Genomic DNA, 18,350 nt, shown 5'->3' with positions numbered 1-18,350 from the left:
GACGCACGGCACTTTGTCGGCCGATCCGCACGACCACTTCCCCTGACCTGCCGCGTATTTCGCGCGCAATGCGTCGACCGGTCACCGGAGCGTGGATGTTCGGCCCTCTCGGTCGCACCGGGCCGGCCGGCCCAGAAACACCCGAACTGCTCCATCACGACGCACCGAAGGACGCGTAATGACGAGAGTACGTACCAGTGGGAAGCCCCGGGCCCTCGCCGCCCTGGTGGCGATCGCCGTTTCCGCCGCGCTGCTCGCGGTGGCCGGCCCGACCCAGGCGGCCCCCCGCACCACCGGGGCCGACGCCGCGCAGCCGGCGGCCGGATCGTCCGCCACCGGCGGCGCGCGGGCCGGTCGCCTCGCGCCGCTGTCCACCGGGGCCACCGGCGTGTCGGCGGGTTCCGCCGGCACCCTCGCCTCGACCTCGGTGACCGGGACCGTCGGTTCCATCACCGTCACCTGCACGCTGACCCCGAGCACCCCGTTCGTCTACTACGGCGGCCCGTACGGCGGCGGCGAGGAGGGCCTCGCCACCGTCCGGTGCACCTACCCCGTCTACGCGGCCCAGGTCGAGGTGGCCCTGTTCCGCTACGGCACCCAGATCACCTACGCCACCTACACGAACTACAGCACCACCACCACGACCGCCGACACCGAGTACCCCCGGTCCAGCGGCGAGTACAAGACGGGCGCGGACGCCTTCATCACCTGGAACTACGGCGGCCCGACCACGTTCATTCCGCTCACCTTCAGCAACAGCGTCTATCTCTGACGGTCGCGCCGGGCGGCCCCGGCCGGAACCCGTCAGGGTTCCGGCCGGGGGCTGTCCGTGGTCGCCCCGCAGGGCTCGTGGTCAGGCCGGTCCGTCGACCCGGGCGGCGTCCGCCGCCGGTGCCGTCGGCCCGGGTACGTCGACCGTCCGGCGCGGCCCGGTGAACCACTTCCGGGCCGAGGCGTACCACCAGATGCCCACCCCGAGCAGCACCCCGCCGACGGCCAGCGGCGCGTAGTTCACCGCCGACCAGCTGAACTCCGGGTTGCCGGGCACCCCGGCCGGCACGATCGGCAGCACGAAGTACACCGCGATGACGGCGATCTCGACCACCGCGATCCAGCCGAGCAGCTTGTATTTCCGGCCGAGCGTCCACGGGCCCGGCTCGAACCGGTCGCCGAGGCGCAGCCGCAGCGCGATCGGGATGACGAAGGACAGGTAGAGGCCGATCACCGCCACCGACACCACCGCGTAGAAGGCGACCGGGATACCGGACGGGCTCTCGTAGAGCGCCGGCAGGGTGAGCACCAGACCGGCAAGCGTCGCCCCGATGATCGCGTTGGCCGGGGTGCCGTTGCGGTCGACCTTCGACCACAGCCGCCAGCCCGGCACCGCCCGGTCCCGGCTGAACGCGTACGTCATCCGGCTCATCGAGGTCACGCAGCTCATTCCGCAGAAGAACTGCCCGATGGTGGAGATGATAATGACCGTCTTGAAGAAGAACGGGGTCAGCGCGGATTCGAAGATGGCGCCGGAGAATCCGCCGGCCGCGTTGACCGCGTCCACGTCGGTGGCGGCGAACAGGAACGCCAACAGCAGGATCCACCCGCCCACCGCCGAATAGAAGATCGACCGCCACAACCCCTTGGCGGCGGCCTGCGACGCGCCCCGGGTCTCCTCGGACACGTGCGCGCAGGCGTCGAATCCGGTGATCGTGTACTGGGTGAGCAGGAATCCCAGCGGCAGCACGTAGAACCAGAACGTCAACCCGCCGGTGTCACCGTCACCGAATCCGGAGTTGTTGAACCGCTCGGTGAACACGAACTGGAAGCTCTGGTGCCGGTCGGGCACCAGCAGCAGGATGGCCACCACGGCGGCGGCGCCGGCCACGTGCCACCAGACCGACACGTTCTGGAGTACGTCGATGATCCGGTGCCCGAAGATGTTGATCAGCCCGTGCAGGGCCAGGATGATCACGAACAGGACGAACGCCTGCCGCAGCGTCCCCTCCCACCCGTCGAAGAGCGCCGACAGGGTGAGGTTGAGGAAGGTGGCGCAGCCGTAGTCCACCGACGCGGTGACCGCGACCAGGCCGATCAGGTTGAGCCAGCCGGTGAACCAGCCGTGCACCGGCCTGCCCATCTTCGCCGCCCACCAGTAGATCCCCCCGGCCGTCGGATACGCCGAGACCAGTTCGGCCAGGCAGAACCCGATGATCAGGATGAACAGCGAGATCAGCGGCCAGCCCCAGGAGATGGCGACCGGCCCGCCGTTGTTCCACGCCTGACCGAAGGTGGTGAAACAGCCGGCCAGGATCGAGATGATCGAGAATGAGATGGCGAAGTTGGAGAAGCCGCTCCACGTACGGCGCAACTCCTGCTGGTAGCCGAGTTCGGCGAGTCGTCGGGCGTCGTCGTCCGGCGCGTGCGGTTGCCCGGCGGTCGGCGGTTGCCCGGTGGTCGGCGGTTGCCCGGTGGTCGGCGGGGGCGTTGTGGCCACAGCACACCTCCCTGAGGTGGTACCCGGAACTGCCCGGGTGATCCCCGGGTGCGCCCGAGTCTCGTCCCGCCGATCACGACGGTCAATCCGTCGCCGGTGCCGAACCCGTTAAATCATGTCGCCCCGGCCGGGCGGTAATCAGGTTGCCCCGGGCCCCGCACCGACGCATGCTTGAGCCCGTGACCAGGCCCGATCGCGACGGGCCGACGCCGGGCGCTCGGCAGGAGCCCGGCACCACGGCGGCGCGGGACGCCCACCTCTCTCTCACGTACGGCGTCGTGCCGTACCCGACGGGCGTCCCGCCCCGCCTCCCTCCCGCCCTGATCCACTCGCCTGGGCCGATGTTGCGGTATCCGCCGGGCATGGACACCGCAACATCGACCCAGAAGAGTCGATCTTGCCGCCGATCCTGCACGGCTCTCAGCCCCGGGCCCTGGCCCAGGACAGGAAGCGCTCGGTCATCCCGGTGGGCGGGTGGGCCGGGTGGAGTTGGGTGAGCTGGTTGGTGGCCTCGTACATGAGGGCGCCGAGATAGATCAGCAGGGACATCCGGTCGTGCCGGTACTCGGTGAGCAGCGCGAGCTTGGCCGGCTGGCAGGGCCACTGCCGGCCGCAGTTACGGCAACGCCACAGCGGACGCATCGCGACGTGCGGGACAGGCGGACGAACCACCACCATCACCGCCCCCACAGCGCGGCGGCCTGCGCCTCGTCGCCGATCAGGTCAGCCGACCGTAGGAGCCGACTGACGCTCCCGACCACCCGGCAGGGCGGCGTCCTCATGATCCTCCACCACATGACCGAACCCTTCATGTCGACCTCCTCGCGTGTCTGGGAAGGGGCCGCTCCCACTGGCCAGGAAGGGAGCGGCCCCCGCGAAGTCGGCCCCGACACCGTCGGCGTCCGAGCCGACCCACCTGATGACAGTCTGGTGAGCGCGTCGCTACTGTCGGGAGGCATCGAGCCTGGTCGCGATGAGGATCTACGGATCTTGGTCGACGCTCGGCGCAGCTTGCAGATCTTGGCGCATGTCTGGAGGAATCTTGGAAGGCGATCGGAACATGGGCCTCATCCGCGCGCAGCTCCGTCGGCAGCGGGTACTGGCAGGAATGAACCAGGATGAGTTCGGCAAGCGCACGAACTACTCGGCGTCCACTGTCTCGGCTGTCGAAACCGGCACCCGCGCAATGGATACGCCCTTCGCCGCCCGAGCGGATGAGGTGCTGGAGACCGGCGGCCTGTTCGTGTCCCTGTTGGAGCTGGCGAGGCGTGACGGTCAGCCGCGTTGGTTCCGTCCCTGGCTGGATGCTGAACGAGCCGCTGACCAGCTCCGGTGCTACCAACCGACCCTGGTGCCCGGCCTACTTCAGACCGAGGCGTACGCGCGTGCGGTGATCCGCTGCGACGACAAACTGACCGATGCCCAGGTCGAGCAGCGCCTCGCAGCCCGAATGGACCGGCAGTCGATCCTGAACAAGGACGAGCCGCCGCAGTTCGTGGTGGTTCTCGACGAGATCGTGATCCGCCGCGTCGACGAGGCCTTTCACCAGGCGCTGGCAGACCAGGTACACCGTCTGATCGAGCTGGCCGAGCGACCCAACATCAGCATCCACATCGTGCCTGCGGACATCGCGATACATGTCAGCTTGACCGGCCCGTTCATCCTGGCGAAGACCGCAGACGGTGGTTGGGTGGGTAACCTGGAGAACCAACTGGGCGGGATCGTCGTGGACAAGGACGACGCCCTGGCTACCCTGCTGTCAAGGTGGGAGACGGTCCGCAACGAGGCCCTGTCCCGCCGGCAGTCGACCGAGCTGATGAAGGAAGTTGTGAAGTCATGGACCTGATCGGTGCCAAGTGGCGCAAGTCCAGCCGCAGCGGTTCGGGCGGCGGCGACTGCGTCGAAGTGGCGGACAATCTGCCCGGCGTCGTCCTCGTCCGCGACACCAAGGACCGTGCCGGCGGCACCCTCGCCTTCGCTCCGGACACCTGGCAGTCGTTCGTCGACCTGGCCAAGCAGATCGGCCCCGCTGCCTGACCTTCCCCGACCATCGCCGGCCCGCCACGTCCTGATCGACACACCTGGGCCGATATTGCGGTGTCCCGGCGGCCGGATACCGCAACATCGACCCAACCGAGTCGACCTTGCCGGGTGCTCCCGCGGGTGGTCCCGGCCGCTGTCGTGGGGGGTCAGGTGAAGAGGAGGCCGGCCACCCAGAGGGCGGCGATCACCAGGCCGGCCAGGAACTCCACCATCATGGACAGACCGGCCGCCTTCAACGCCTGCACGGTCGCCGGCCAGGCGAGCTGGTTGCTGCCCAGCCGCAGCCGTTCGGCCCCCCACACCCCGCCGACGAAACCGATCACCAGGCCGATCACCGGGATGACGAAGAACCCGACCAGCCCGAGCAGACCCCCGACGAGCAGCGACGACGTGGGCACCCCGGTGCGCTTGAGGTTGCGCCCCGGCCAGGCGTACTTGATCACGGCACCGGCGGCGGCGACCACGGTGGCGGCGGCGAGCACCGCCCAGCGGCCCGGCCCGGCATCGCCGAAGATCGCCCAGAGCAGCACCCCGCCCCAGCACAGCGGCAGCGCCGGCAGGCCGGGCACCACCACCCCGGCCAGCCCGGCGACGATCGCGATCGCCGCGACCACCGAGAACGCCGCCCCACCGTCGGTCAGGCTCACCCCGCCACCTCTTCCCCGCCCGGTCCCCCGGTCACGTCGTCACCATGCCAGAGCACCGGCCTCCCCGCCGGCCACCCGCACCCGACCGGCCGCTTGCGGCCACCCCACCCCGAACGACCACGCCCCGGTCACCACCGCGCCGCCGACGACGCCCCCGACCGGCCGGGGGGCAGGTCACTCAGTCGTCTCCCCGCGCAGCCGGGCGGTGATCTGGTCGGCCGGGGCGGGCGGGCCGAACCAGCGGCCCTGGCCGGTGTCGCAGCGCAACGCCCGCAACCGTTCGGCCTGCTCCCCGGTCTCCACCGCCTCGGCGGTCACCGACAGCTCCAACGCGTGCGCCAACCGGACCAGGGCGTCGACGATCCGCTCGTCCCGGTGGTCGGGTGAGGAGTCGCCGCCGTCGCCCCGGATGCCCTCGACGAACGGGCCGGCCAGCTTCAGGCAGTGGATCGGCAACCGCCGCAGGTACGCCAGGTTCGAGTAGCCGGTGCCGAAGTCGTCGATGGCCAGCCGTACGCCCAGATCCGCCAACCGGTACAACGACCGTAACGGCTCCCCGGCGGTGCCCATCACGGCGCTCTCGGTCAGCTCAAGCTGCAACAGTTCCGCCGGCAGGCCGCTGCGGCTCAGCGCGCTGGCGACGGTGTCCACGATGGCCGGGTCGTCGGCCTGCCGGGCGGCCAGGTTGACGCTGACCACCAGTTTGGCCTCCGGGAACTCCCGGTGCCAGGCGCGGGCGTCGCGGCACGCCTGTCGCAACACCCACTCGCCGAGCCGGACGATCAACCCGGTCTCCTCGGCCAGCCCGATGAACCGGTCCGGACCGACCAGGCCCCGCTCCGGGTGCGCCCAGCGGACCAGCGCCTCCACCGCGAGCATCGAGCCGTCCAGCAGGGAGACGATCGGCTGGTAGTGCACCACGAACTCACCCCGGTCCAGTGCCGCCGGCAGGCCCGCCGCCAGCGCGGACCGGGCGATGTCGGCGGCGCTGCGCTCCGGGTCGTACACCGCCCAGCGGCCCCGGCCCTCCGCCTTCGCCCAGTACAGCGTGGTGTCGGCGGCCTTCATCAGCTCGGACACGCTGGTCTCGCTGGCCGGGCACTCGACCACCCCCACGCTCGCCGAGACGGCGAGCTGGTGGTCGCCGACGAGCACCGGCGCGGCCACCGCGGCGAGCGCCAACTCGGCGACACCGACCGCGTCGTCGATGCCCTCGCCGCCGTTGACCAGGATGACGAACTCGTCGCCGCCCATCCGGGCCACCAGGTGCCCCTGGCCGATGACGCAGTCGGACAGCCGCCGGGCGATGGTGACCAGCAGCCGGTCGCCGAGGTCGTGGCCGAGGCTGTCGTTGACCGCCTTGAAGCCGTCCAGGTCGAGGAAGCAGACGCCGATCCGCTGCTCGGGCCCGGCGTCGGCGAAGACCTGGCCGAGCTTCTCGAAGAACAGCGTCCGGTTGGGCAGGCCGGTGAGCGGGTCGTGCAGGGCCTGGAACCGCAGCCGCTGCTGGAGTTCGTACCGCTGGGTGATGTCCTCGATCATCGCGACCGTGAACCGGGGGCGACCGTCGTCGTGCCGGATCAGCGAGACGGCCAGGTCGGTCAGGACGACGCTGCCGTCCTTGCGGTAGTAGCGCTTCTCCACCCGGACGCTGTCGTGCTTGCCCTCGATCAGCTCCTGGTACATCTCCCACATCCCGGCCGCGTCGTCGGGGTGGAACAGCGACGCGACGTTGGTCTGCCGCAGCTCCTCCGGGGTGTAGCCGAGCATGTCGGCGAAGGACTGGTTGACGTCGATGATCTGACCGTCGATGCCGGCGATCCCGATGCCGATGACCGCCCCGGTGAAGACCGCCCGGAACCGCGCCTCGCTGTCGCGCAGCGCCCGCTCCACCGAATCCCGCGCCTGCCAGGCCGACCGGGCGATCCGCTCCTGCTGGCTGAAGGTACGGTCGCGCAGCGCCCGGCCGAACCCGGCGGCCAGCCCACCCTGCAACGCGGCCACCCGGACGGGCAGGTCGGGCGGCAGGTCGTCCGGGGGCAGCACCCGCTGCGGCAACTGCTCGCCTAGTGCCCGTACCGACCAGTCCAGGATGCGCGGTTCGGTCAGGTGCGCCTCCACCAGCGCCCGGCCCACCTCCTCCGCCGGGGCGGCCGAGAACTCCTCGGCGAGCAGGGCCTGCGCCAGCCGTACGGTGTGCGCCAGCAGCAGCCGCTCGGTCTCGTCCGTGCTCATCGGCACGAACCCGAGCCGGCGTACCGCCCGTGCCCAGTCGGCGGCGTAGCCCTGCGCGCCCGGACGGGACGCGTCGGTGCCGCCGGGGTCCGGAACGGCGGACATGGTCGGCTCAGCCGGCGGAACGGTCGTACCGGGCGACGCCGCCGAACGCCCCGAACCGCTCGGGGTGGTCGTCCACGTCGGACGGGGAGTCGGGCCGCCACAACGGCATGTGCACCACGCCGGGTTCCAGCAGCGTCCAGTCGCCGAAGAAGTCGGTGATCTCGGCGCGGGACCGCAGGGTGATCTCGGTGTCGGTACGGGCCGAGAGCCGCTGCGCGTCGAGCATCTCCTGGGGCTGGTCCTCGAAGGTGGAGTGGGAGATGACCAGGAAGCTGCCGGGTGCGGCGGCGGCCCGCAGGGTGGCGAGGACGTCGGCCGGGCGGTCGACGTCGGGGACGAAGTGCACCACCCCGGCGAGCAGGATGCCCAGCGGACGGTCGAAGTCGATCAGGCCGCTGGACCGGGCCTCGTCCAGGATGAGCTTCGGCTCCCGCAGGTCGGCGTGCACGGCGACGGCCCGGTCGTTGCCGGTGAGCAGTTCGCGGCTGTGCGCCACGGCGACCGGGTCGATGTCGACGTAGACGATGCGGGCCTGCGGGTCGGCCGCCTGGGCGACCTCGTGGACGTTGCCGACGGTGGGGATGCCCGAGCCGATGTCGAGGAACTGGTCGATGCCGGCGTCGAGCAGCACCCGCACGGCGCGGCGCAGGAACTCCCGGCCGGAGCGCATGGTGGCCGCGAGGTTCGGGGTCATGCCGGCGATCTGCTCGGCGAGCCGCCTGTCGATCTCGAAGTTGTGCGCGCCGCCGAGGAAGTAGTCGTAGACCCGGGCGGCGCTGGGCCGGCTCAGGTCGATCTCGGCGGGAAGTCCGTCCGGCGTCTGCATCTCTGCCTGGCCCCCCAGTTCGTCGCCGCGGTGCGGGAGGGCACCGGTGTCGACGGCGTGCGCGGGCACGCGGAGCCGCACCGGCCGACCCGCGGATCGTGTGGTGCTGACCACTCTAGGCCCGTCCGCCCAGGTACGGGAGATCAGCCGAGCCCGATCTGTGCCCGGACCGGCAGGTCGGACGCGCCCGGCGGGCCGTGGTCACGCTGAGCGTCCGCCCGCGCACCACCGGCCACCACGGCGCGTCCGGACGCCTCAGTCGGCGGATTCCAGCATCAGCGCGATGCCCTGCCCCACCCCGACACACATGGTCGCCAGGGCCCGCCGGCCGCCCCGGCGGCGCAGTTCGAGGGCGGCGGTCAACGCCAGCCGGGCCCCGCTGGCCCCCAACGGGTGCCCCAGGGCGATCGCCCCGCCGTTGGGGTTGACGTGCTCGGCGTCCTCCGGCAGCCCCAGTTCGCGCAGCACCGCGATCCCCTGCGCGGCGAACGCCTCGTTCAGCTCGACGACGTCCACGTCGGCGAGGGCGACGCCGAGCCGGTCGAGCAGCCGGCGGGTGGCCGGCACCGGCCCGATCCCCATGATCCGGGGCGGTACGCCGGCCGCCGCCGCGCCGCTGACCCGGGCGAGCGGGCTCAGGCCGTACCGGGCCACCGCCGCCTCGGACGCGACCAGCAGGGCCACCGCGCCGTCGTTGACCCCGGAGGAGTTGCCGGCGGTGACGGTGCCGCCGGCCCGGAACGGGGTGGGCAGCGCGGCCAGCTTCGCAAGCGACGTCTCCCGGGGATGCTCGTCGACCTCGACCAGTTTCGTGTCCCGGCGCCCGGCCGGCACGGTCACCGGCACGATCTCCTCGGCGAACCGGCCGTCGGCCTGCGCCTTGGCGGCCCGCTGCTGGGAACGCAGCGCGAACTCGTCCTGCGCGCGCCGGTCGACGCCGAACTCGGCGGCCACGTTCTCGGCCGTCTCCGGCATCGAGTCGATCCCCCACCCCGCCTCCATCAGCGGGTTGACCAGCCGCCAGCCGAGGGTGGTGTCGTACACCTCGGCGGCCCGCGAATACGGCGTGGCCGCCTTCGGCATGACGAACGGGGCCCGGCTCATGCTCTCGACACCACCGGCGAGCACCAGGTCGGCCTCCCCGGCCACCACGGCACGGGCGGCGGTGGCCAGCGCGTCCAGGCCGGAGCCGCAGAGCCGGTTGACGGTGCTGCCCGGCACCTCCTGCGGCAGGCCGGCCAGCAGCGCCGCCATCCGGGCCACGTTGCGGTTGTCCTCACCGGCCTGGTTGGCGCAGCCCAGCACCACGTCGTCGACCCGGGCCCAGTCCACCGCCGGGTGCCGGGCGACCAGTTCCCGCAGGACGTGGGCGGCCAGGTCGTCGGGGCGCACCCCGGCCAGCGCGCCGGCGTACCGGCCGATCGGGGTACGGACTCCGGACACGAGGTAGGCCACGCTCATCGACGCACGTCCTTCGGGGGGTGGGAAGGGGCTGGCGGTCCCGGCGTCACCCGGGTCACGGGGGACGCCCGCCGTCAGGATATCCACGCCCGCGCCGGACGCCGCCCCGGCCGGGTCGCACGACAGGTCGGGCGGGCGGCCGCCGGATAGGTTGGCGGTATGACCCGGGCCCAGTTCAGCGCAGAGACCTCCGGCGGTGGGGCGTTCGTCCGCCAGCCCAACCGGTTCACCGGCCGGGTCACCCCGCACTCCACCTCGCCGGCGGGCGGCGGACCGGACGAGCAGGGACGCTGGCCGCTGGAGGCCGGCCGGTACCGGCTGATCTGGTGCCGGGCCTGCCCGTGGGCGCACCGGGCCACGATCGTGCGGGGCCTGCTCGGCCTGGACGGGGTGATCTCGCTGGGCACGGTGGACCCGATCCGCGACGAACGCGGCTGGCGGTTCACCCTCGACCCGGACGGCTTCGACCCGGCGCTGGGCGTCGGTTTCCTGTCCGAGGCGTACCTGGCCACCGACCCGGACTACACCGGCCGGGTGACGGTGCCCGCGCTGGTGGACACGCTCACCGGCCGGGTGGTCACCAACGACTATCCGCAGCTCACCCTCGACTTCTCCACCGAGTGGCGACGCCTGCACGCCCCGGACGCCCCCGACCTGTACCCGGTCGCGCTGCGTCCCGAGCTGGACGCGCTGATGGCCGAGATCCACACCGACGTCAACAACGGCGTGTACCGGTGCGGCTTCGCCACCTCCCAGCAGGCGTACGACGAGGCGTACGCGGCGCTGTTCGCCCGGTTGGACGCGTTGTCGCAGCGGCTGGCCGGGCAGCGGTACCTGATGGGTGACGCGATCACCGAGGCGGACGTGCGGCTGTTCACCACCCTGGTCCGCTTCGACGTGGCGTACCACGGGCACTTCAAGTGCAACCGGCAGAAGCTGACCGAGATGCCGGTGCTCTGGGCGTACGCCCGGGACCTGTTCCAGACCCCGGGCTTCGGGCAGACGGTGGACTTCGACCACATCAAGCGGCACTACTACGCCACCCACCGCGAGATCAATCCCACGGGGGTGGTGCCGGCGGGCCCGGACACCTCCGGCTGGCTCACCCCGCACGGCCGTGCCTGACGCCGCCCGCGCGGTAGCCGGCCGGGTCGCCGCCGGCTGCGTGCTGCTCGGCGCGGTCGCGGTGACCGTCGCCGTCGGGGCCGGTCCGGGTGGCCCGTGGCGCGGGTACGTCAGCGAGGCAGGGGTCAGCGACAGCGCGTTCGCCTCGACGTACCGGATGGGGGTGTTCGCCCTGGCGGCGGCGCTGCTGGCGCTGGCCGCGGCGCTGCCGGTGACGCTGCGGCTCGCGGCCGGCCTGCTGCTGGCCGGCGCGGCCGGCACCGTGGTCTCCGGCGCGGTGACGTGCAGCGCCGGGTGCCCGCTGCCGCCGTTCGAGGCGGCGACGCCGGCCGACCTGGTGCACGCCGGGGCGAGCATCGTGGCCGCCGGGGTGACCGTGCTCGCCATGCTGGTGGTCGGGTTCGTCCGCCCGGCGACGGCGGGGCTGCGCCGGGTGGCCCGGGTCGCCGGGGTGGTGGCGCTGCCGGTGGCCGGCGCGGTCGCGCTGGGCCTGCTGACGGTGGGCCGGGGTGACCTGGTGGCCGGGCTGGAACGGGTGCTGCTGGTGGTCTGCGCCGGCTGGGGCCTGTGCACCGCGCTGCTGCTGGCCCGGCGCCGGCCGGCCGCCCCCGTACCTGACGACCGGGCCGTGTCCCGCGCCCGTGAGCACGTCGAACGTGACGAACGGGTCACCGGGTCGACAACCTCCGTGTAAGGAGCCTCACGCCGAGCGGTCATTCCAGCCCGCGATCGGCCGGGAGTACCGTCGACAGGCGATGACCAATGTCTGGCACCTCACCGTGCGCCTGTACGTCGATCTCCGACGGCAGGCCAGTGGGGTCTGTCCGGCGCAGCCTCGCTCCTGACGCTGACCGCCGACCCTTCCCGACATTGGACCCACCCTGATGGCTTCCACCCTGCGCAAGTTCCCGTTCTCCGCCCAGATCCTGCTCGGCCTCGTGCTCGGCGTGGCGCTGGGCTTCCTCGCCCGTGCCAACGACCTGAGCTGGTTGGCGAGCACCCTCGACACCGTCGGCGGGCTCTTCGTCCAACTGCTCAAGCTGGCCGTCCCGCCGCTGGTCTTCACCGCGATCGTGGTCAGCGTGGTCAGCCTGCGCGGGGTGGCCAACGCCGCCCGGCTGGCGCTGAAGACGCTGCTCTGGTTCGGCGTCACCGCGCTGATCGCGGTGAGCCTCGGCATCGGCATCGGCCTGCTCACCGACCCGGGCCGGGGGGTGAGCCTGGACGTCGGCGGCGCGACCGCCCCGAAGACCACCGGCTCGTGGACCGACTTCCTCACCGGCATCGTGCCGACCAACCCGGTCGGCGCGTTCGTTGAGGGCAACGTGCTCCAGATCGTCTTCCTCGCCCTGGTGGTCGGTGCCGCCGCGCTGCTGGTCGGCGCGGCCGCCGAGCCGTTCGTCGAACTGAACCGCGCGGTGCTGGCCATCGTGCAGAAGGCGCTGTGGTGGGTGATCCGGCTCGCCCCGATCGGCACCCTCGGGCTGATCGGCCACGCCGTCGCCGCGTACGGCTGGGACCTGCTGGCCCCGCTGGCGAAGTTCACCACCGCCGTCTACGTCGGCTGCGCGATCGTCCTGTTCGTGGTCTACCCGCTGCTGCTGGTCACCGCCGGCCGGCTCAACCCGCTGCGGTTCTTCGCCGGGGCCTGGCCGGCGATCGAGCTGGCCTTCGTGTCCCGGTCCTCGGTGGGCACCATGCCGGTGACCCAGCGTGCCGTCGAGCGGCTCGGCGTCCCCCGCGAGTACGCCTCCTTCGCGGTGCCGTTCGGTGCCACCACCAAGATGGACGGCTGCGCCGCGATCTACCCGGCGCTCGCCGCGATCTTCGTGGCCCAGGTCTTCGGGGTGGACCTCGGTGTCGGCGACTACCTGCTGATCGCCTTCGTCTCGGTGGTCGGTTCGGCCGCCACCGCCGGCCTGACCGGTGCCATCGTCATGCTGACCCTCACCCTGAGCACGTTGGGCCTGCCGCTGGCCGGGGCCGGCCTGCTGCTGGCGATCGACCCGATCCTGGACATGATCCGCACCGCCACCAACGTGGCCGGGCAGGCCGTCGTGCCGACCATCGTGGCCGCCCGCGAGGGCATCCTGGACCGCGACGCCTACGCCGACGCCGGCCGGCGCGACCTGACCGACGCCGACGGGACCGACGACCGGCCGGCCCGCCGCGACGACCTCGCGCCGGCACCCGCCTGAGCACGCCGGCCGGGCCCTCCCCCGGACCCTGCGCCCCGCCCCGCACCGCCACCCGCCCGTACCGGAGGATCACCCGCATGAGTGCCCTGTTCACCCCGCTCGCCCTGCGCGGCGTCACCCTGCCCAACCGGATCGCCCTCGCGCCGATGTGCCAGTACAGCGCCGACCCGGACGGGCTGCCCACCGGCTGGCACCTGGTGCACCTCGGGTCCCGGGCCGTCGGCGGTGCCGGCCTGGTCGTCACCGAGGCCACCGCGGTCGTCCCCGAGGGGCGGATCAGCCCCCAGGACACCGGCATCTGGTCCGACGCGCACGTCGACGCGTGGCGGCCGGTCACCGCGTTCGTCGCCGCCCGGGGGGCGGTGCCCGCCGTGCAGCTCGCCCACGCGGGCTTCAAGGCCAGCACCTACCGGCCGTGGGCGGCCGGGCGCGGCGGGGTGCCGGACGCCGAGGGCGGCTGGACGCCGGTCGGCCCCGGAGCCGAGCCGTTCCTGCCCGACTACCGGCGGCCGACGGCGCTGGACGAGACCGGGATCGCCGGGGTGGTGGCCGCGTTCGCCACCGCCGCCGGCCGGGCCGTCGACGCCGGCTTCGCCGCCGTGGAGATCCACGCCGCGCACGGCTACCTGCTGCACGAGTTCCTGTCCCCGCTGACCAACCACCGCACCGACGGCTACGGCGGCGACCGGGCCGCCCGGATGCGGCTCACCCTGGAGGTGGCCCGCGCGGTCCGCGCCGCCGTCGGCGAGCAGGTGCCGGTGCTCACCCGGATCTCCGCCACCGACTGGGTCGACGGCGGCTGGACGGTCGACGACAGCGTCGCCCTCGCCGCCGAGCTGGCCGCGACCGGCGTCGACCTGGTGGACGCCTCCTCCGGCGGGGCGTCGACCGGGGCGGCCATCCCGGTCGGGCCCGGCTACCAGGTGCCACTGGCCGCCCGGATCCGCCGCGAGGCAGGCGTACCGACGGGCGCGGTCGGCCTGATCGTCGAGCCGGAGCAGGCCGAGCAGATCGTCGCGGCCGGTGAGGCCGACCTGGTGCTGCTCGGTCGGGAACTGCTCCGCCACCCGTACTGGCCGCGCCGGGCCGCCGCGAAGCTCGGCGCCGCCCCCGACTGGCCCGACCCGTACGCCCGCGCCTTCTGACCGTCCGCCGGCCCGCCGTGACTCCGGCCGGGGGGTTGTCGTCGCCTCGGCGACGACAACCCCCTCCGGTCCCGCGGCCCGGCGGGGCGGGGTCAGCCGGCCAGGTGACCCCAGTCGTCCTCCAGGTCCCGCCACCCGCCCTGGGCGGCGACCGTGCCGTCGACCAGCACCACCACGTGGTCGGCGCGGACCAGCGCCGCCCGTTTCGAGGTGGAGCCGACCACGGTCACCCCGTGCCCCCGCAACGCCGCCCACAGCGCCAGCTCGGTGGTGACGTCCAGCGCCGAGGACACGTCGTCGGCGACCAGCAGTTCGGTACGCGGGGCGAGCGCCCGGGCCAGCGCCAGCCGCTGCAACTGCCCGCCGGACAGCCGGGTGCCCTTGTGCCCGATGAGCAGCCCCAGTCCGCCGCCGCCCGCCAGGTCGTGCTCCAGTTGGGCGGTGGTGACCGCCCCAGCGGCGTCCACGTCGTGCCCGAGGGCGATGTTGTCGGCGACCGTGCCGGAGAGCACCCGGGGCAGCTGACCGACGTAGCCGACCTGCTGGGGGCGCAGGAACAGCTCCGGTTCGGTCACCGGCTCGCCGTTCCACCGCAGCTCGCCGACGTGGTGCACGATCCCGGCCAGCGCCCGCAGCAGCGACGACTTGCCGGACCCGACCGGCCCCACCACCAGCACCAGTTGACCCCGGTCGACGGTCAGGTCGACGTCCCGTACGGCGAGGGTGCCGTCGGAGTGCAGCGCCCCGAAGCCGGCCAGTTCCAGGCGACGCAGCGGCCGGCGCGGCGGCGGCTCCGGCGCGGGGGCGGTGCCGGCGGCGAGGTCCACCCCCGGCACCTCCGCCGAGTACGCCCCGATCCCGGCCATCGCCACCGTCCGCCGGGTCCACACCCGCGCCGACGGGTACTGCGAGACCAGGGACGCGGTGGTCCAGGCGAACCAGCGGGCCGCACCGAGGGTGGAGACGGCGACCAGGGTGGCACCGGCGGAGAGCCCGCCGGCCAGGTAGAGCGCCCACGCCGCGATCGGCAGCAGGCCGCTGGCCACCGAGGGGGTGGAGCGGGCCCACACCTGGGCGGCGATCTCCCGCCGCTGCCGGTCGCTGCGCACCAGGTCCAGCGCGGAGAGGTGGTCCAGCACGGGCCGGGTCGCCCCGGCGAGCTTGACCGTGCGGGCCGCCGACAGCGACGACACCAGCGCGGTGGCGAAGGCGGCGCGGGCGGCCACCGTGTCCCGCGCGGAACGCTCCAACCCGGGGCCGAACAGGGTGGCGGCGAGCCCGGACACGGCCATCGTGCCCAGGAAGAACAGCGCCGGCACGAGGCTGCCCGTGATCAGCGTCATGGTCACCATCGTCACCAGGGCGATGAACTGGTCCATCAGGTTGTCGGCGAGCTGCACGACCCGTTCGGTGTCCCCGCTCTGCGCCACCACCTCGGCCGGGGTGTGCCGGCTGGTGCGGCGCGGACCGGTCTGACCGTGCACCAGCCGCAGGCTCATCCGCAGCATCTGCCGTACCCACCACTGGGGGAACCGCAGGTTCGTCAGGAAGGGCAGCGGCAGCACCACCACCAGCGCGGCGGCGATGCCGAGCGCCGGCAGCCACGGGTCACCGCCGTCGACGACGTCCGCCCACAGCCAGGGCAGCACCGCGCCGTCGAGGCCGAGCACGGTGATCACCATGAACAGCACGACCGACAGCAGGCCGAGGCGCGGGTCGTTCAGGCCCAGGCGCAGGATCTCCCGCATGGTCCGCGCGGGCGGCAGCGGTGGCAGCGGCGGCGGATCCCCCTTCGGTACGGCCACCGCCGTCCGCCCGGCCGTCCCGGTCCCCTGCACGACGGTGGCCCGGCCCGGCCCGTCGTCGCCCGCTCCGGTGCCGTCCGGCCCGGCCGGGGACGTCGCGTCCAGCTCCGGCCAGGCGGTGCCCGGCGGGTCGGCCTGCGCCCAGTTCCCGGCCGGCGGGTCCGCCTCCGGCCAGGCGGTGCCCCGGGTGCCGGCCTCCGGCCAGGCGGTGGCCGGGCCGTCGAGCAGGTCCACGCCGCCCCGGCTGCCGGACCGGCCCGCGCCGACCGGGGTGTACGCGGCGGCGTGGCTGGTGGCGAGCAGCTCGGCGAAGCGGGCCGAGGAGCGCAGCGGGCCGGCCTCCAGGACCGCCCCGTCGGCCATCACCACCACCTCGTCGCAGCGTCGCACCGACGACAGCCGGTGCGCGATGATGATGCCGATCCGGTCGGTGAGCAGGCGTTCGGTCGCCTCGCGTACCCGGGTCTCGGTGACCGGGTCCAGCCGTGCGGTGGCCTCGTCGAGGATCACCACGTGCGGGTCGCGCACCAGGATGCGGGCGAACGCCACGAGCTGTTCCTGGCCGGCGGAGAGCACATGGCCGCCCTCGCCCAGCCGGGTGCGGATGCCGTCGGGCAGCTCCGCGACCCACCCGGTGAGCCCCAGCTCGGCCAGTGCCCGGGGCGCGTCGTCGAGCAGGTCCGGGTCGAACAGGGCGACGTTCTCGGCGAGGGTGCCGGCGAGGATCTCGGTACGCTGCGGCACCACCGCGATCCACCGGCGCAGCTCCTCGACGTCCAGGTCACACAGGTCGGTGTCGCCGAGCAGCACCGTCCCGCGTGGCACCTCAACCGCCCGGGTGAGCACCTTGGCCAGCGTCGACTTGCCCGAACCGGTCCGCCCCACCAGCGCGTACGACCGGCCGCGGACGAAGCTGAGCCGGACGTCGCGCAGTGCGGGCGCCCGCTCGTCCTCGCCGGTGGCCGGGTAGCGGAAGGTGAGCCCGCGCAGGGTCAGGTCGCCGTCGGTGGGGGTGGCCCCGCCGGAGGGTTCCTGCCGGGCGTCGGAGAGCAGCAGCACCCGGGCCCAGGCGCCGAGCGCGTACTGCAGGTGCGGCACCCAGCGGGCGAGGTGTTCGACGGTCGCGCCGAAGCTCAACGCGAGCAGCCAGATCGCGGTCAGCCGGGCGCCGTCGACCCGGCCGGTGGTCAACGCCCACGCCCCGGCGAGCACCACTCCGGCGATCCCGACCCGGATGGTGCCGGCGGCGAAGGCGGTGACCCGCGCCGACATCAGGAAGACCCGGCGGCAGCGGGTCAGCACCTCGGCGGCCCGCCGGGCGTACAACCGCAGCACGTACGGCTGGGCGAGGCTGGTGCGGACGTCGTCCTGGCCGTGCACCGCCTCCTCCATCACGGCGGCCAGGTCCGACCAGGCCTCCTCCTCGGACATCCGGGCCGGGGCGATGGCGGCGGTGGGACGGCGCAGCAGCACGACGAGCAGCGCGGTGAGCAGCAGCATCGCCACCCCGGCCGGCCACCAGACGAACAGCGCGCTGACCGTGGCGAGCAGGCAGAGCACCAACCCCTGGACCAGCCGTACGCCGGTGTTCCGCAGCTCGGAGGCGACCTGGTAGACGTCGTTGTCGATCCGGTCGAGCAGTTCGCCGACCGGGGTGCCCTCCAGGGTGGGTAGGTCCTGCCCGAGGGCGACCCGGCACAGCCGGCGACGCACGTCGGCGGACCAGTCGGCGGTGATGCCCGCCATCAGCAGCGCGATCACCAACTCGCCGAAGACGGCGACGACCAGCGCGACGACCAGGGCGGTGAACCACCCGGCCGAGCGGTGCACCAGCACCGGGCCGGCGACCGCGGAGGCGGCGGCCTGACCGGCGGCACCGAGGACGACGAGGACGATCACGACCGTCACGCGGCGCGGCGCGGACGCCCAGAGATCACGGAGCAGGCGCATGGAGATTCCCTCCGGGACTCGGGGTGGCGGTACCCCCCAGCCTGACCCCCCGCCCCTCTCCCCTCAACGCATTTACCACCGACCCACCCAACTCCCCCACTCCGCCCCACCCACCCCAGCCCCACCCACCTCCCGTCCCACCCTGCCTCGCCCCGCCCCCGCACTGCCCCGCCCCGCCCTCGCCCTGCCCCGGTGATCAAGAGATTCGCGTCAAGATTGATCTTCAAGTTGACTCGAACCTCTTGATCAACTGACGCAAACTTCTTGATCACCGAGGCAGGGCAGGGCGGGGCGGAGAAGTCGGGCGGGTGGACGCCTG

Annotated in this window: 15 protein-coding genes; 7 read left to right on the top strand and 8 right to left on the bottom strand. The window is 73.2% G+C overall.

The features are described 5' to 3' along the window. Nucleotides 1-178 precede the first annotated feature (178 nt). Nucleotides 179-772: a hypothetical protein gene (locus B5D80_RS20610; protein WP_088645546.1), complete on the top strand. Its 594-nt coding sequence runs from the start codon at nt 179-181 to the stop codon at nt 770-772. Between the two features lie 81 nt (nt 773-853). On the opposite strand, the gene B5D80_RS20605 is transcribed toward B5D80_RS20610, so the two are convergent. From B5D80_RS20605 to B5D80_RS34860, 3 genes are all read right to left on the bottom strand, one after another. Beyond that, nucleotides 854-2,491 carry an amino acid permease gene (locus B5D80_RS20605; RefSeq protein ID WP_245854821.1) on the bottom strand — a complete coding sequence of 546 codons (1,638 nt, stop codon included), beginning with the start codon at nt 2,489-2,491 and terminating at the stop codon, nt 854-856. Nucleotides 2,492-2,911: 420 nt separating this feature from the next. Beyond that, nucleotides 2,912-3,169, bottom strand: a complete 258-nt coding sequence (locus B5D80_RS20600; protein ID WP_088645562.1) for a flavin reductase — start codon at nt 3,167-3,169, stop codon at nt 2,912-2,914. Next, nucleotides 3,169-3,303, bottom strand: coding sequence for a hypothetical protein (locus tag B5D80_RS34860; RefSeq protein WP_281253482.1), 135 nt, complete (start codon nt 3,301-3,303; stop codon nt 3,169-3,171). The genes B5D80_RS20600 and B5D80_RS34860 overlap by 1 nt, the downstream gene beginning before the upstream one ends. Before the next feature lie 230 nt (nt 3,304-3,533). Between B5D80_RS34860 and B5D80_RS20595 the strand changes: the two genes are divergently transcribed. Then, a complete protein-coding gene (locus B5D80_RS20595; RefSeq protein WP_211291594.1) occupies nt 3,534-4,337 on the top strand; it encodes a helix-turn-helix domain-containing protein in 804 nt (267 codons plus the stop codon). Beyond that, entirely contained in the window at nt 4,328-4,528 is a 201-nt protein-coding gene (locus B5D80_RS20590; RefSeq protein ID WP_088645544.1) for a DUF397 domain-containing protein, read from the top strand. Before B5D80_RS20595 ends, B5D80_RS20590 begins: the two co-directional genes overlap by 10 nt. Nucleotides 4,529-4,680: 152 nt before the next feature. Here B5D80_RS20590 and B5D80_RS20585 read toward each other — a convergent pair whose 3' ends face one another. The 4 genes from B5D80_RS20585 to pcaF form a co-directional block, all read right to left on the bottom strand. Further along, the gene (locus tag B5D80_RS20585; protein ID WP_088645543.1) at nt 4,681-5,181 is read right to left on the bottom strand and encodes a DUF456 domain-containing protein; all 501 of its coding nucleotides are present in this window, start codon (nt 5,179-5,181) and stop codon (nt 4,681-4,683) included. Nucleotides 5,182-5,355: 174 nt separating this feature from the next. Further along, nucleotides 5,356-7,521, bottom strand: coding sequence for a putative bifunctional diguanylate cyclase/phosphodiesterase (locus tag B5D80_RS20580; RefSeq protein ID WP_088645542.1), 2,166 nt, complete (start codon nt 7,519-7,521; stop codon nt 5,356-5,358). Between the two features lie 7 nt (nt 7,522-7,528). Then, nucleotides 7,529-8,416 carry an SAM-dependent methyltransferase gene (locus tag B5D80_RS20575; RefSeq protein WP_211291593.1) on the bottom strand — a complete coding sequence of 296 codons (888 nt, stop codon included), beginning with the start codon at nt 8,414-8,416 and terminating at the stop codon, nt 7,529-7,531. A gap of 186 nt (nt 8,417-8,602) precedes the next feature. After that, entirely contained in the window at nt 8,603-9,808 is a 1,206-nt protein-coding gene (pcaF, locus tag B5D80_RS20570) for a 3-oxoadipyl-CoA thiolase (RefSeq protein WP_088645541.1), read from the bottom strand. Between the two features lie 159 nt (nt 9,809-9,967). Between pcaF and B5D80_RS20565 the strand changes: the two genes are divergently transcribed. The 4 genes from B5D80_RS20565 to B5D80_RS20550 all read left to right on the top strand — a co-directional run bounded on the left by B5D80_RS20565 (nt 9,968) and on the right by B5D80_RS20550 (nt 14,276). Next, the gene (locus B5D80_RS20565; RefSeq protein ID WP_088645540.1) at nt 9,968-10,933 is read left to right on the top strand and encodes a glutathione S-transferase family protein; all 966 of its coding nucleotides are present in this window, start codon (nt 9,968-9,970) and stop codon (nt 10,931-10,933) included. Next, nucleotides 10,926-11,627 carry a DUF998 domain-containing protein gene (locus B5D80_RS20560; protein WP_088645539.1) on the top strand — a complete coding sequence of 234 codons (702 nt, stop codon included), beginning with the start codon at nt 10,926-10,928 and terminating at the stop codon, nt 11,625-11,627. The genes B5D80_RS20565 and B5D80_RS20560 overlap by 8 nt, the downstream gene beginning before the upstream one ends. A 202-nt stretch (nt 11,628-11,829) precedes the next feature. After that, nucleotides 11,830-13,131: a dicarboxylate/amino acid:cation symporter gene (locus B5D80_RS20555; protein WP_088645560.1), complete on the top strand. Its 1,302-nt coding sequence runs from the start codon at nt 11,830-11,832 to the stop codon at nt 13,129-13,131. A gap of 77 nt (nt 13,132-13,208) precedes the next feature. Then, nucleotides 13,209-14,276, top strand: coding sequence for an NADH:flavin oxidoreductase/NADH oxidase (locus B5D80_RS20550; protein WP_088645538.1), 1,068 nt, complete (start codon nt 13,209-13,211; stop codon nt 14,274-14,276). A 92-nt stretch (nt 14,277-14,368) separates the two neighbouring features. On the opposite strand, the gene B5D80_RS20545 is transcribed toward B5D80_RS20550, so the two are convergent. Then, complete coding sequence (locus B5D80_RS20545; RefSeq protein ID WP_088645537.1) at nt 14,369-18,031, bottom strand: ATP-binding cassette domain-containing protein; 3,663 nt, start codon at nt 18,029-18,031, stop codon at nt 14,369-14,371. Nucleotides 18,032-18,350 lie beyond the last annotated feature (319 nt).

Origin of the sequence: Micromonospora wenchangensis (assembly GCF_002210435.1) — a bacterium.
Lineage (GTDB): Bacteria > Actinomycetota > Actinomycetes > Mycobacteriales > Micromonosporaceae > Micromonospora > Micromonospora wenchangensis.
This window is presented reverse-complemented; position numbering and strand designations above follow the sequence as displayed.